This is a genomic window from Nocardioides sp. T5, assembly GCF_048161455.1.
Classification (GTDB): domain Bacteria; phylum Actinomycetota; class Actinomycetes; order Propionibacteriales; family Nocardioidaceae; genus Nocardioides.
On the sequence record NZ_CP182415.1, the window covers coordinates 3,625,025 to 3,639,019 of the forward strand.

Annotated in this window: 8 protein-coding genes; 5 read left to right on the forward strand and 3 right to left on the reverse strand. The window is 71.4% G+C overall.

Annotation, left to right across the window (positions count from 1 at the left end; all coding sequences use genetic code 11):
* Positions 1–36: 36 nt before the first annotated feature.
* Genes ACNKF0_RS17735 through ACNKF0_RS17755 form a run of 5 tightly spaced genes read left to right on the forward strand, consistent with a single transcriptional unit; the run spans position 37 to position 5,261 of the window.
* Positions 37–1,605 (forward strand): acyl-CoA ligase (AMP-forming), exosortase A system-associated, encoded by a 1,569-nt coding sequence (locus ACNKF0_RS17735; RefSeq protein ID WP_416954180.1) that lies wholly within the window; start codon positions 37–39, stop codon positions 1,603–1,605.
* Positions 1,602–2,828 carry a pyridoxal-dependent decarboxylase, exosortase A system-associated gene (locus ACNKF0_RS17740; protein ID WP_299925713.1) on the forward strand — a complete coding sequence of 409 codons (1,227 nt, stop codon included), beginning with the start codon at positions 1,602–1,604 and terminating at the stop codon, positions 2,826–2,828. The genes ACNKF0_RS17735 and ACNKF0_RS17740 overlap by 4 nt, the downstream gene beginning before the upstream one ends.
* On the forward strand, positions 2,825–3,115 hold the full coding sequence (locus tag ACNKF0_RS17745) for an acyl carrier protein (RefSeq protein WP_299925716.1): 291 nt from the start codon (positions 2,825–2,827) through the stop codon (positions 3,113–3,115). The genes ACNKF0_RS17740 and ACNKF0_RS17745 overlap by 4 nt, the downstream gene beginning before the upstream one ends.
* Positions 3,116–3,147: 32 nt before the next feature.
* Positions 3,148–3,951, forward strand: a complete 804-nt coding sequence (locus ACNKF0_RS17750; protein ID WP_299925719.1) for a hypothetical protein — start codon at positions 3,148–3,150, stop codon at positions 3,949–3,951.
* Positions 3,948–5,261, forward strand: a complete 1,314-nt coding sequence (locus ACNKF0_RS17755; RefSeq protein ID WP_299925722.1) for an O-antigen ligase family protein — start codon at positions 3,948–3,950, stop codon at positions 5,259–5,261. The genes ACNKF0_RS17750 and ACNKF0_RS17755 overlap by 4 nt, the downstream gene beginning before the upstream one ends.
* On the opposite strand, the gene ACNKF0_RS17760 is transcribed toward ACNKF0_RS17755, so the two are convergent.
* The 3 genes from ACNKF0_RS17760 to ACNKF0_RS17770 are packed head-to-tail and all read right to left on the reverse strand — an operon-like array spanning position 5,233 to position 13,918.
* Positions 5,233–6,366: a glycosyltransferase family 4 protein gene (locus ACNKF0_RS17760; protein ID WP_299925724.1), complete on the reverse strand. Its 1,134-nt coding sequence runs from the start codon at positions 6,364–6,366 to the stop codon at positions 5,233–5,235. The genes ACNKF0_RS17755 and ACNKF0_RS17760 overlap by 29 nt on opposite strands.
* Positions 6,363–9,140 carry an oligosaccharide flippase family protein gene (locus tag ACNKF0_RS17765; RefSeq protein WP_416954181.1) on the reverse strand — a complete coding sequence of 926 codons (2,778 nt, stop codon included), beginning with the start codon at positions 9,138–9,140 and terminating at the stop codon, positions 6,363–6,365. The genes ACNKF0_RS17760 and ACNKF0_RS17765 overlap by 4 nt, the downstream gene beginning before the upstream one ends.
* Positions 9,141–9,154: 14 nt before the next feature.
* Positions 9,155–13,918, reverse strand: coding sequence for a DUF4082 domain-containing protein (locus ACNKF0_RS17770; protein ID WP_416954182.1), 4,764 nt, complete (start codon positions 13,916–13,918; stop codon positions 9,155–9,157).
* Positions 13,919–13,995: the final 77 nt, after the last annotated feature.

Sequence of the window (13,995 nt, forward strand, 5' to 3'; positions counted from 1 at the left end):
GCGGCTCCGGCAACGGAACGAGGGGGCACTGACCTGATGCGGACGCACCTGCACCACCTGCTCGAGGAGGGCGCGGTCCGCTTCGGCGACCGCCCGGCCCTGAGCCACCAGGAGGCGACGCTCGACTACGCCTCGGCCTGGGAGCAGGCATGGCGCACGGGCGCCGTGCTGGCCGGCCTCGGCGTCGGGCGCGGGGACCGCGTGGCGCTCTACCTCGACAAGCGGCCCGAGACCGTCGGCGGGATCTTCGGCGCCTCGGTGGCGGCCGCCGTGTTCGTGCCGGTCAACCCCGCGCTCAAGGGGCCCCAGGTGTCCTACATCCTCGGCGACTGCGAGGTGCGGGTGCTCATCACGACGCGCCAGCGCTGGGAATCGGTCCGCGACGACGCCAAGGGCTGCCGCGAGCTCGCGCACGTGCTGCTCGTCGACGCCGAGCCGGGCGAGGTGCCCGACGAGGACGAGGTACGGGTCCACGACCTGCCGACCCTCCTGGGCGACGTGGTGGAGCCGCCTCCTCCGAGCCGGGCGGTCGACGTCGACACCGCCGCGATCCTCTACACCTCCGGCAGCACGGGCCGCCCCAAGGGCGTCGTGCTGTCGCACCGCAACCTGCTCGTCGGGGCCGAGAGCGTGTCGAGCTACCTCGGCAACGACGGGGACGACGTCATCCTGGCCGCGCTGCCGCTGAGCTTCGACGCCGGGCTGAGCCAGGTCACGACCGCGTTCGCCGCGGGCGCCCACGTCGTGCTGGTGAACTACCTCCTGGCCCGCGACGTCGTACGACTGTGCGCGCGCCACGGTGTCACCGGGCTCACCTGCGTGCCACCGCTGTGGATCCAGCTCGCCGCCGCCGACTGGCCGCCCGAGGCCACGGCGTCCCTGCGCTACTTCGCCAACACCGGCGGACGGATGCCCCGCTCGACCCTCACCCGGTTGCGCGAGATCTTCCCGCAGGCGAGCCCGTTCCTGATGTACGGACTGACCGAGGCCTTCCGCTCGACCTACCTCGACCCGGCGGAGGTCGACCGGCGCCCCGACTCGATCGGCAAGGCCATCCCCAACGCCGAGATCCTGGTCCTGCGGCCGGACGGCACGCCGTGCGCGCCCGGCGAGGAGGGCGAGCTCGTCCACCGCGGCGCCCTCGTCGCCCAGGGCTACTGGGGTGACGCCGCCCGCACCGGCGAGCGGTTCCGACCGATCCCGGGCGGCCACGACTGGCGCGCCCCCGAGCTGGCCGTGTGGTCGGGTGACCGGGTCGTCGCCGACGAGGAGGGGTTCCTCTACTTCGTCGGACGCACCGACGACATGATCAAGACGTCGGGCTACCGGGTGAGCCCGACCGAGATCGAGGAGGTCGCCTACGACAGCGGCCTGGTCCGCGACGCCGCCGCGCTCGGCCTGCCCGACGAGGCCCTGGGCCACCGGGTCGTGGTCGTGGTCAGCCCCGCCGCCGCGGACTTCGAGACCGAGGCGCTGCTCGCGGCCTTCCGACGGCAGCTGCCTCGCTACATGGTGCCGGCGGAGATCGTGGTCCGCGCCGAGCTGCCCCGCTCCCCGAACGGCAAGTTCGACCGGGTGCTGCTGCGCGAGGAGCTGACGGCATGAGGACCAGCGAGCACGTGGGCGCCCACGGCACCGCCGACGGGACGCTGCTGGTGGGCGGGATACCGGTCGACCGCCTCGCCGAACGGGTCGGCGCCACGCCGTTCTTCGCCTACGACCGCGCGATGATCACCGATCGGGTGGCAGCGGTGAAGGCCGCGCTGCCGGAGCGGATGCGACTCGGCTACGCCGTCAAGGCCAACCCGATGCCCGCCGTCGTCCAGCACCTCGCAGGGCTCGTGGACCACCTCGACGTCGCCTCCGCCGGCGAGCTCGCCGTGGCGCTCGACACCGGGCAGGACCCGGCCGCCATCAGCTTCGCCGGGCCCGGCAAGAGCGACGCCGAGCTGCGCCGGGCGGTGGCCGCAGGCGTGACGGTCGAGGTCGAGTCGCGCACGGAGCTGCAGCGCCTCGTGCGCACCGGCAAGGAGCTCGCCCTGCGCCCGCGCGCCGCCGTACGCGTCAACCCGCCGTTCGCGGTCAAGGGCTCCGGCATGCGGATGGGCGGCGGCCCGCAGCAGTTCGGCGTCGACGCCGAGGCCGTGCCGTCACTGCTCGGCGAGGTGAGCGAGAACGACGTCGACGTCGTCGGCTTCCACGTCTTCGCGGGGTCGCAGAACCTCAGCGCGGCGATCCTCGCGGACGCGCAGGAGCGCACGGTCGAGCTCGTCCTCGAGCTGTCCGAGCACCTGCCCGGCACCGTGGAGTACGTCAACCTCGGCGGCGGCTTCGGGATCCCCTACTTCGAGAAGGACGAGCGCCTCGACCTCGACGTCGTCGGGCGACGGCTCACCGAGCTCGTCGACAGCCGGCTCTCCCCTGCGCTGCCGGACGCCACCGTGGTGGTCGAGCTGGGCCGCTTCCTCGTGGGAGAGGCGGGCGTCTACGTCACCCGCGTCGTCGACGTGAAGGAGTCGCGCGGGCGCAGCTACGCCGTGGTGGACGGCGGCATGCACCACCAGCTCGCCGCCTCGGGCAACTTCGGCCAGGTCATCCGGCGCAACTACCCGCTGGCCCTCGCCACCCGGGCCCTCGACGAGCCCACCGGGCCCGTCACCGTCGTCGGCTGCCTGTGCACGCCGCTCGACCTGCTCGGCGACGAGGTCGCCCTGCCCGGCGTCGAGCTCGGCGACCTCGTCGTCGTCTTCCAGGCCGGCGCCTACGGCCTCACCGCCAGTCCCACGGCCTTCCTCGGCCACCCCTCACCATCGGAGGTCCTCGTATGACCCAGCCAGCAGACACGCTCGCCGGCACGCCCGCTGACACCCTCTCCGGAGTGGTCGAGGTGCTCACCCGCACCCTCGGCATCGAGGACCGGGCGGGCGCGATCACCCGCGACACGCGGCTCTTCGGCGAGCTGCCGGAGCTCGACTCGCTCGGCGTGGTGGAGCTTGCGGCCGCGCTCGAGGACCGCTTCGGCATCGCCATCGAGGACGAGGACTTCACCGGTGAGGTGTTCGAGAGCGTGGGCACGCTGGCCGACTTCATCGACTCCCGCCGCACCGGCGGCTGAGGCACCCCCAGAGCACCGGAAGGAGAGCTGTCGTGGAGATGCGGGTCGTGTGGCGGGCACTGCGCCGCCGCTGGTACCTCGTCCTCGCACTGGCGGTGCTGACCGTCGGCGCGACGTTCCTGGTCGCGCAACGCACCGGTGAGACGTATGAGGCGACGGGCACCGTCCTGGTCTTCCCGCCCTTGCAGGCCCAGGACCCGACGGGAGCGATGACGCAGGACAACCCCTACCTCGCGCTGGGTGGGGTCAGCCAGGCCCGCGACGTCGTGGTGCGGGCGCTGACGTCCAAGAAGGTCGCGGACACGTTCGGCGAGACCTACCCCACCGGGACGACGTTCGAGATCACGCCCGACTTCACCAACAGCGCACCGATCATCGTGTTCACGGTGGAGGCACCCGCACCCGACGTGGCCGTCGAAGCCCTGGGGACGCTCACCGACCGCGTTCCGGTGGAGCTGGAGAAGATGCAGAGCGAGCTGGACCTCCCGGCGGGGCAGCAGGTGACGTCGGTGGTGCTCACCCGCGACGAGGTGCCCGCGACCACCCGGAAGGCGATGATCCGCGCCGCGCTGATGACCATGGCGGCCATCGGCGGGCTGGGCCTGCTCCTGATCGCCCTCGTCGACGGATGGCTCATCGGCCGGCGCAGTCCGAGCCCGGAGGACTTGGTCGCCGAGGACGTCGCAGGCGCGCCGGCCCCGGTCTCGCTGCACCCCGTCCACGTGGACGCGCCAGTCGCTGACGGGCGCGACCCCGATCGCGCTGCCCCGGTCGAGGTGACGGCACGCCTGCTCAAGCGGCGCGGGAGGCGCGACCAGCGCGGCGAGGCATCGTGACGCTCGCGGTCCAGGAGCGCACCGGCATCGCCCGCAGCGGCGGGGTCGACGCCGCCGCGCTCCTGACCGCCTACGTGTGCCTGCTGTGGTTCATCCCGTCCCCGATGGTCGTCAACGCCCTGGGGAGCGCGGGCAGCCCCGCGACCCTCTTCGGCATCGGGATCTTCCTCTACTGGGCGTGGCACACGGTCCGCCGCTCGGAGCCCTCCGACGGACGTGCCCGTCCCGTCCGGGCGGCGATGCTCGGCCTGGTCCTGGTGCTGCTGGTGGCCTACGCCCACGCCATGGCCGGACCGCTGCCCGGCGACGAGATCAGCACAGCCGACTCGGGCCTGCTGCGGCTGATCAGCCTGGCCGGGGTCGTGCTGCTCGCCTGCGACGGGATCAGCGACTTCGACCGACTCGTGGTCCTCCTGCGCAGACTGGCGTTCGCCGCGGGGCTGGTCGCCCTGCTCGGCCTGGCGCAGTACGTCACGGGCGAGCTCTTCGTCGACCGCATCCGGATCCCCGGTCTCACCGCAGGAACCGAGGGGTGGAGCCTCGGCACGCGCTCCGGTCGCATCCGGCCGAGCGGCACGTCGATGAGCCCGATCGAGTACGGCGTCGTGCTCGGGATGGCCCTCCCGCTCGTCACGGTGTGCGCCTCCGTGCAGTCGCGCTACCGGTGGCTGTTCCGCGCGATGCTGGTCGCGATGATCGCCTCGATCTTCTTCTCCATGTCACGCTCGGCCTACATCTGCGCGCTGGCAGGTGCGGTCGTGCTCGCCTTGTCCTGGAACCTGCAGCAGCGGCTCCGGGCGCTGGGCTTCCTGGCTGTTGTCAGCACGGTCCTGTACGTCACCGTCCCGGGGCTGCTCGGTGCGATCCAAGGCCTGTTCTCCAACGCCGACCAGGACCCGAGCATCTCCTCGCGGACCGGCAGCTATGACATCGCCGGCGCGTTCATCGCCGAATCCCCCCTCGTCGGCAAGGGATTCGGCACGTTCCTGCCGAAGTACTGGATCCTGGACAACGCCTACCTCGGCATGACGATCGAGGCCGGTCTCCTCGGCCTCCTGTCGCTCCTCGCGCTCATCATCTGCGGCCTGGTCAGCGCCCGAACGGCCCGCAGGACCCTCCAGCTCGAGGGCGGTCGCGAGGAGCACGCGCAGTACGCCCAGGCCGTGCTCGCCTCCGTCGCGGCCGGCGGGTTCGGGCTGGCCTTCTTCGACGCGTTCGCATTCCCGCAGACCGCCGGGTGCCTCTTCCTCTTCATCGGCCTCGCCGGCGCGATGCGGCGCATCACCCAGGAGTCGGTCCGCTCGCGTTGACCAGCCGGGGAGGCGCGTCCTCGAGGAGGTCAGCGACACCTGCCTCGAACTTCTCCCAGGAGAAGAGCGATCGCGCCCGGGCCGCGGCCTGCGTGCCGAGCCGCGCACGCAGCGCTTCGTCGAGCACGAGTCGGCGCACCTCCTGGGCGAACGCGGTGACGTCACCCGCGTCGACCACGAGTCCGGTGTCGCCGAGCTGGTGAGCCACGCCACCGACGTCGAACGCCACGACCGGCTTGCCGAGGAGCATGGCCTCCATCACCACCAGGGGGAACGGGTCGTCGCGCGAGGGCAGCGTCATGATGTCGAAGTCGGCCATCGCGCTCGACGGATCGGCCTGCGGGCCGGTGAAGGTCACCCAGGGCAGGGCCGCTGCCTCCGGGGGCGGTTCACCGGCACCTACCCAGACGAAGCGCACCTGTCCCTCCGGAAGCGACCGGACCAGCGCTGCTGCCGCAGCCAACCAGAGATCGACGCCCTTCCGGGACTCGACTGCACCGCAGCAGCCGACGACGATCGGCGTCGATCGGTGCGACGTGCGGGCACTCGCTCCCGCCAGCACGCGATCAGCGTCGGGAATGGACGGGATGAGGACGATGTCGTCGGGTGGCGTCCCCAACAGCGCGAGATCGTCCGCGACGCTCGGGGAGCAGGCGACGAGTCGAGCGCCCGTCCCGGTCACGTCCTCGATGCCGACCCGCGCGAGGAAGTGGCTCAGCACGGGCCCGGACTCGTGGACGTGCAGCACCGAGCGGCGGCCGAGCAGCTGGGCAGCCCGCACGAAGGCAGCCGACGAGCTCGAGTTCACGTAGACCAGGTCGGGGCGCCGCAGCGCGACGACGACCACAGCGGTCAGGAGCTCGAGGAGGGCGGCAGCGCGGGACCGCACGACCCCGGGGTGGGCCCACAACCACCGCGACACCCGCCAGAACCGCGCCACTCGCGTGGGCGCGACCTCGGCGAACTCCTCGCCGAGTGGCCCGGGCCTCTGGAGGAGGATGTCGACCTCGCATCCCCTGCCGACCAGTGCCCGGCCGACGAGGGCCGCGATACGCGGGGCACCTGTCAGTGAGGCCTCGTGCGAGACCAGCAGCACCCTGGTCACGACCGTGCTCGCAGTCTCTGCGCGAGCCGCCGCCGGAGGCTGCCGAGGAGGCTCCGCCCGGCGAGATGTCCCATGTCACCGAGACGCTCGAACCAGGAGTCGTCGTGGGCCAGGCTGTCGCGGTAGATCGTCTCCAGCCGATCGGCCCCGGCCTCCAATCCGTACCTCTCGGTCACGAAGTCGAGGCCCCAGTCTCCCAACCGGCGCCGAGCGACCGGGTCGGCCAGGGAGTCGAGGTGGCCGAGGAGCTCGGCCACCGGCCGACCCGGGGCCCGCGTGCCGTAGTAGCCGTCGCCGAGGAACTGCTCCACGGTAGCGGGCGAGCAGAGCTGGCTGAAGCCGGCGGCACCCAGCACCACCAGAGGCTTGGCGTGGGCCATCACGCGCAGGGCCGAGCCGCCCATCCCCAGGCCGATGTCGGCGGCCGCGTAGGCCGGGTGGGGGTCGGCCAGCGCACCGGTGAGCACCACGGCCGACCGGCCGAGCGAGGCGTTGACCTGCTCAGCACGCTCGCGCACCTGCGCCATCCCGCTGCCGTCGCCGACCACGACGAGGCGCAGCGACGGGTCGTCGCGCTCGAGGAGCGCGTCCATCGCGAGCAGGATCCCGGGCAGCTTCGCGACTCCGTGAACCTCCTGGGCGGCCGTCAGCACGTCGACTCGTCCGACGAGCACCAGGAGGATGTCATCGGTGGCGAGGTCATGGGCACGGCGGAACACCGTCGCCGCCTTCTGGTCGGGACGGTCACGGGCCAGGTCGACCGGCGGTTCGAGGAGGTACGAGCGAGGGCCGTGCCGGTCGAGCGCGTCCGCGTGCAGACTGCCGGTCCCCACCACCAGGGACGTACGACCCGTGGTGGGGAACTCGCTGTCCATCAACCAGTTCAGCACGACGACCGCGCGGCGCCGACTCGGGCCGCAGGCGAGGACCGCACTGCGACCCAGCCAGGCCGCGAACACGTGGAGGATGTCGAGGTCGTGACGGCGTACCTCGCGACGCAGGTGGAGCGCACGCCGGAACAGGCCACCGCCGGCCGGAATGCGTACGACATCGAACCCGGCCGCCTCGGCGTAGGGCAACACCGACACCTGCACCACCTCATCCACCGCGATGACGACCACGTGGTGACCGCGCGAGCGGAGCGTGCGTGCAAGGTCGATGGCGTTGATGGGGCACCCGCCCAATGCGAGCCCTTCCAGGGCGATCCCCACGCGGAGCGGGCGCTCGGACGCGTCAAGAGACGCGAACCCCCGTCGGCCAGGGAGCACCTTGCGCACCAACCTCCCCACCTCCGGTAGGTCCTGCTCGATCATCGACCAGGCCGCGACGAGGTAGACCACCACCGCCACGACGCCTCCAGCGAGGAAGCCGAGCACGACGCCGCCGATCCACCTGTCCACGATCCAGGCGGACCCGCCCGCCAGTGCGGCCGCGCCGACTGGCCGCAGCAGCGTCGTCCCGAGGGTGGCCGGCAGCGGCCCCAGGTGGGAACGCAGGGCCCACAGGTAGCCAGGGAGCGAGACCACGAGCACGACGACCACGTGCGCCCATGCAGCCCCGACCAGACCTCCGACCTGGATGCCCCAGACCATGGCTGGCACCAGGGCGCTCACCCAGGCGACCTGCACCACGAGGAGCTTGGTCGTCGCACCGATGGCGACCAGCACGTTGACGTAGAGAAGGGTGAAGGCGAAGGAGGCGCCGTAGACGGCCAGGACCGCCAGCACGGGCGCTGCTCCGGCCCACGTCTCGCCGAAGACCGTGCGGACCAGTCCTGGGGCGAGGGCCACGGTGGTCGCTGCCATCGGGAGGGCGACGAGTCCCACCAGCCGGGTGGCGGACACGAGCGACTCCACCAATCGCTCCGTGTCGTGGCTGACCCGACCGAAGGCAGGCAGCACGACCCCGTTGAGGACCGAGCCCAGCACGGCGGTGGACCAGTTGGCCACGGTGAAGGCGATCATGTAGACGCCGATCTGCTCGGCGCTCACCATGCGGCCCATGACGAGGTAGTCGGCGTTCAGCAAGGTCCAGTTGATGAGGTTCGCCAGCGACAGCGGCAGGCCGAAGCGGAGAAGCGGACCGACCAGCTCGCGCCGCCACTGGGGCCGGTAGCGCCGGTTGACGCAGGCCACGAAGACGAGTCCGGTGACGACCTGACCGACGACGCGCGACCACGAGAACGCCATCGCCCCCTGTCCGGCCAGGGCCATCACGATGAGCACCACGTTGGCCGGAACGAATCCGGCGACGGTGCCCAGGAGGATCCGGTCCTGCCGGAAGTTGCGCACGAGCTGGGCTCCCGGGACGGCGAAGATGCCGGTCAGCACCAGGCAGATCGACATCACCCGGATCGGACCGGCCGCCTCCGGCACGCCGAGCACAGTCGCCAGGGGGCCGGCCGAGAGGGCCATCAGGATCGCCAGACTCGTGCTGACGATCAGCGAGATGGACGTGACGGTGCCGGCGATGTCGTCGGGCTCCAGGACCGAGCGGGCCACCGCTGACGCCATGCCGAGCTCGGCCAGGCTGGTCACCACGACGAAGACAGCGAGGGCGATGGCGAAGACGCCGAACTCCTCGGGTGACAGGATCCTCGCCACCACGGCGGTGACGCTGATGCCACCGATCCGCATCAGGATGTTGCTGGCCGCTGCCCAGATCACACCACGGCCGATGTCGCGACGCAGCGCCTGCGCGTCGGTCCGCTGCTCCGGCCCCTCGGCGTGCGGTTCTGCTCCGACAACCGTCGGCGGCGCCCCCTGCACCGTCATGTGCTTCCGTCCTCCTAGGGCGATGCCGCGAACACGACGTCGACGAAGTAGTTGGTGGAGTTCCACGACCCGTTGGGGAACCCGCCGCCGCTGCCGTACCGGTAGCGACCGTTGTCCCCGGCGGGTGCCGTCAGCGGGCCGACGGTCCGCGGAGTGCTGAAGTAGGCCGGTGTGGCGGAGTAGTGCCCGTTCGGTGCGTAGTAGGACACGACGTACGGCGTCCCGGCCGCGACCGGCACGGGCGTCGCGAACTCAGCGGTCTGCCATCCGCTCGCGCTCTCGCCGGTGAAGGTCACCTGACCCAGTCGCGTGCCATCGGTGCTCCACACCGAACCGGTGTGGGTGCCGGTGTTGCCGGCGCCCTTGTAGAACTTCACGGCCGTGACGGTGCCGTTCTGCGACGGCGTGAACACGGTGCCGAGCTCGACCGGGTCGGGGTCGTTCACCGACGACACGGTCGGCACGACTCCTTCGAGGAGCGAGGCCGACACGACGGCGGCCGTGCGGAAGGTCCAGGTCTGCGTCGGGAGCACCGCACCCTCAGTCGAGGTCGCGCCCGAGACGGTCACCGTGTACTCCGTGTCGGGCAGCAGTGAGCTGGTCGGGGTGAAGGTGATCGTCGACCCGTCGCCGCCCAGGGCCGCGTCACCGGCCACGGCAGTCCCGGCGCGCTCGACGCCCATCGTCCAGCCGGATGCCAGGGGCGCCGAGAGCGTGATCGACGGTCTCGTCGTGACCGTCACTCCGCTCGCCCCCGGTTCGGGTGTGCGCGTCTGGACGGCGATGGTGGGCGGGGTGCGCTGGAAGACGACGTCGACGAAGTAGTTCGCGCTGCCCCACGAGTACGTCGGGAAGCCGCCTGCCGCGCCGTACAGGTAGCGCCCGTTTCCGGCAGCCGGGGCCGTGAGGTCACCGCTGGTCCACGGGCCGGTGAAGAAGTCCGGCGTGTAGGAGTAGTGACCGGTCGGCGCGAGGTAGGAGGCGACGTACCGCTGTCCTGCCTGGACGGCGACAGGCGTCGACAGCACGGCCGTCTGCCAGCCGGAGGCCGTCTCGTCCGTGAAGGTCACCTCGGCCAGGCGGGCACCGGTGGCGCTCCACAGCGAGCCGGTGTGGGTGCCACCGTTGCCGGGACCCTTGTAGAAGCGGATCGCGGTGACGAGCCCGTTGCGGCTGGGCTCCAGGACGATCCCGAGCTCCACCGGTGCACCGTCGTCCGCCGACTCGATCCGGGGCACGATGTCCCCGAAGAGGGTCTGCTGGTCCACGGTCTCCGGACCCCTGGTCCGGAACGTCCATGTCTGGGTGGGCAGCGTGGCGCCGTCCTGGGAGACCACACCGGCCAAGGTCACGGCGACATCGGTGTCGGGCGGCAGCAGCGTCGACGGCGTCCACACCAGCGACGTGCCGTCACCGCTGAGCGAGGCCGTGCCCGTGACGGCGGAGCCGTTGGCGGTGATCCCGAGTGACCAGCCAGGTGCGACCGGCGCGGTGAAGTCGGCGCGGACCGTGGTGCCGCGCGGCACGCCGATGGCTCCCGGCGCCGGCGTGCGGCTCGCGACGGCGATCGTCGGGGGCACCTTCTCGAACACCACGTCCACGAGGTAGCTGGTCGATGTGGTGTTGTTCGGGAAGCCGGTGCCGTAGGTGTACGCGCCTGCCGTCGAGGTCACCCGGAGCGGGGGCCGCGACAGGTCGGCGGCCGCGAACGCGCCCAGAGTGGCGGAGTAGCGACCCACGGTCGTGCGGTAGGACGCGACGTACGTGGTGTCCTTGCGGACCGTCACCGGCGTCGGGAAGGTCAGCGTCTGCCAGCCCGTCGTCGACTCGTCGGTGAAGGTACCGGTGGCCAGCACCGTGCCGTCCGCGGCCCACAGGGTGCCCGTGTGGCTTCCGGTGTTGTTGACGCCCTTGTAGAACCGGATGCCGGTCACCTGGCCGTTGGTGTCCGGGGTGACGCGGACGCCCAGCGTCACCGCATCCCGGTCCGCCGCCTCGAGGACGGCGGGAACGAGCGAGTCGTCGAACAGCGTGCACGGGCAGACCCCGGGCGGGTTCGGCGGCCTGACGGTCGTGAACGACCAGGTGCCGCCGTTGGCCACAGGGTTGCCGCTGGTGTCCCGGCCGGTGACCGTCGCGGTGTGCTTCACGAAACCCGCGAGCGGTGCAGTGGGCGTGAAGGTCACCGTGCGGGTGGTGGCGTCGTACGAGGTGGAGCCGGCCACGACGGCGCCGTTGGCGTCCTTCAGGGTCAGCGCAGCGGTGCCCGGCTGCAGCGGCTTGGAGTACCGCGCGCTCACCGTGGTCGTCGTCGGTACGCTCGACGAACCGGCCAGCGGTGACTGGCTCATGGCGATCAGCTCGGAGCTGTCGGTGGTGGTGAAGGAGACGTCCACGAAGTAGTTGGCGTTCTGGTGGCTCGAGCTCGGGTAGGCCCCGGGCGCCGCGAACAGACCCCCGGCGGGCGCGCCGTACCCGCCCTCCACCATCAGCGGTCCGGACTCCTTCGACCCGGCAGCGAAGCCCCAGCTCTCGAGCGCGTAGCTGCCCCTGGGGGCGGTGTACGACGCGACGTACGGCTGTCCGGCGGCGACCGCGACGGGCGTGGCGAACGCGACGCTCTGCCACCCGGTGGCAGTCTCGGTGCCGAAGGTCGCCTGGGCCAGGCGCTCGCCGCTCGTGCTCCACAGGGAGCCGACGTGGGTGCCGGTGTTGCCGGCCCCCTTGTAGAAGCGGACGCCGGTCACGAAGCCGTCGTTGAGGGGCACGAATCGGACGCCGAGCTCGACGGCGTACGGGTCGTCCACCGCGGCGATCTTCGGGGCCTCGGACCCGAAGATGCTGCAGGGGCACTGGACGTTGAACGACCGGGTGGCGACAGCCCCGATGTTGGCGGAGTCGTCCATCGCCCGCACCCGCACCGGCGTCGACCCCAGGCCGTGCTGGACGAACGAGTAGGACCAGGACGTGGTGCCGGTGGCGGCGTGCCAGGTCTGTCCTTCGTCGGTGGACACCTCGACGCCGGCGACCCGGCCGCCTCCGGTGTCGCTGGCGGTGCCGGTGACGGTCATCGCCTGGCCATTGGAGACGCTGACGCCGGCCGAGGGGCTGCTGATCGACACCGTCGGACCGGTGGTGTCGGTGGACTTCGCGGCCGCGACCAACCCGGTCATCAGGGTCGCTGGCTGCGCGCCCATGTCGGCGAACAGGTTGACTTGTGCCTGCTGCATGCGGGCATCCGCCGGCTCGGGCGCGTAGGCGGAGTCGTGCACCCCGTCGAGGCCCCACGCCCACTGGACCGAGCCGGCGCTGAAGACCAGCGCGCCGCTGGGCGCCTTGTAGAGGGTGAGGTGATGCGTGGTGGTCCCAGCAGCGACCGTGTTGCCGAAGTCCTGGAGGTACTCGGGGACCGCCCCGGTCGTCGTGGACAGCCGGATCAGTCCGTCCGGTCGGTGCCCGTTGTCGACGTCCTCGTTCGACTCGTAGCCCACGGTGTGCGGAGCGAGGGCGGCCGACCCGCTGCTCATGGACGCGAGCGAGGTGTTGCGCCACAGCCGGAGCTTTCCCTCCTCCGCGCTCACGCGCACCGCGAGGTCGCTGAAGTTCACCTGGTACTGCGTGCCGACCAGCGCGTTCTCCGGCACGCCTGCACCGCGCGAGGTCGGGGCGAACCGCGGGTCGCGCCAGGTCCCGGTCCACTCGGGGTCCGGGTCGATCTTGTCGTTGCCCCACGTCTCCTTGTACGAGACCAGGGTCCGGTGGGCGGTTCCCGTCCCATCGATCGAGGGCTCGTAGCGCGTCTTCCAGTACACCTCGTTGCCGCTGAGGAACTGGAGGTTCACCCCTGCGTCACGGGCGGCCTCGACGTTGGACCGCTGCGCCTTGCTCCAGTACTCGTCGTGCCCGACGGAGAGGAAGACCTTGTGGTTGGTGAGCAGCTGGCCGCGGCGATCGGTGTCGACGCCGGCGATGTAGCTGACGTCGTAGCCGTTGCGCTCCATGAAGCGGACCATCGCGTACTCGGCGGACATGAAGAAGTCGCGGCCGTTCTCGCGGCCACGCGTGAGCACCGGCCGGTTGTAGCTGACCTTGTAGGCGCGGCCGTGCGAGCCGCCGCCGTAGAAGTAGGCGCCGCCGTAGGTGTTGTAGGCCTGCCAGGTGGGGTCGGCGGTCTGGAAGACGACATCTGACCGGCTGGAGTCGTCGCGCACGATGAACGTGATGTGGCTTCCGTCCCCGGACGAGCGCTTGATGTGAGCGATGTAGACGCCCGAGACGGCCGTGGAAGGGACGTTCCACGAGGCGGAGACGCCCCAGTTGCCGCAGTCGACGAGGTCGGTCTGCACGTCGGTGATGCAGTTGGGCTGGTTCTGGGGAAGGGAGGCACTCGGTGCCACGGAGGTGATCTTGCGGGCGCCGAGGCCCTGGTAGTAGCCCATGCGGTAGATGTCGATGGTGTACGACGACGCACCCGTGTCGATCTTGAAGTCGATCCGCTCGCCGACGTTGACCGAGATGTCGGTCGCGAACCCCTGGATCTCGGGGTCGCCCGCGCCGTTGATCTCCCAGACGTCCGGGTCGGTGCCGGGCTTGGAGTTCTCACAGGCCACCTTGTTGCCCGAGGGACCGCACGGGTCCGCGGCGTTGGCCGCGGTGGGCCCGCCCAGGAGCGCCGGCCCCACCAGCGCGTTGAGTGCGGCGACGAGCGCCAGCACCACGACCTTCAACGTCCACCTGCGCCCGAGGCCTCGCCTGCGGTCTCCAGCAGTGCTGGCCATCTCCACCCCACCCTTCACAGAGCGCCACGGGGCGCCACGGTCCTGATCCTGTTGTCGCGGCACCCCGAGTGGGCAGC

Bases quoted from the DNA above. Each gene is read 5' to 3' on its own strand.
- ACNKF0_RS17735 (WP_416954180.1), top strand. From the start codon at position 37: ATGCGGACGCACCTGCACCACCTGCTCGAGGAGGGCGCGGTCCGCTTC.
- ACNKF0_RS17740 (WP_299925713.1), top strand. From the start codon at position 1,602: ATGAGGACCAGCGAGCACGTGGGCGCCCACGGCACCGCCGACGGGACG.
- ACNKF0_RS17745 (WP_299925716.1), top strand. From the start codon at position 2,825: ATGACCCAGCCAGCAGACACGCTCGCCGGCACGCCCGCTGACACCCTC.
- ACNKF0_RS17765 (WP_416954181.1), bottom strand. From the start codon at position 9,140: ATGACGGTGCAGGGGGCGCCGCCGACGGTTGTCGGAGCAGAACCGCAC.
- ACNKF0_RS17770 (WP_416954182.1), bottom strand. From the start codon at position 13,918: ATGGCCAGCACTGCTGGAGACCGCAGGCGAGGCCTCGGGCGCAGGTGG.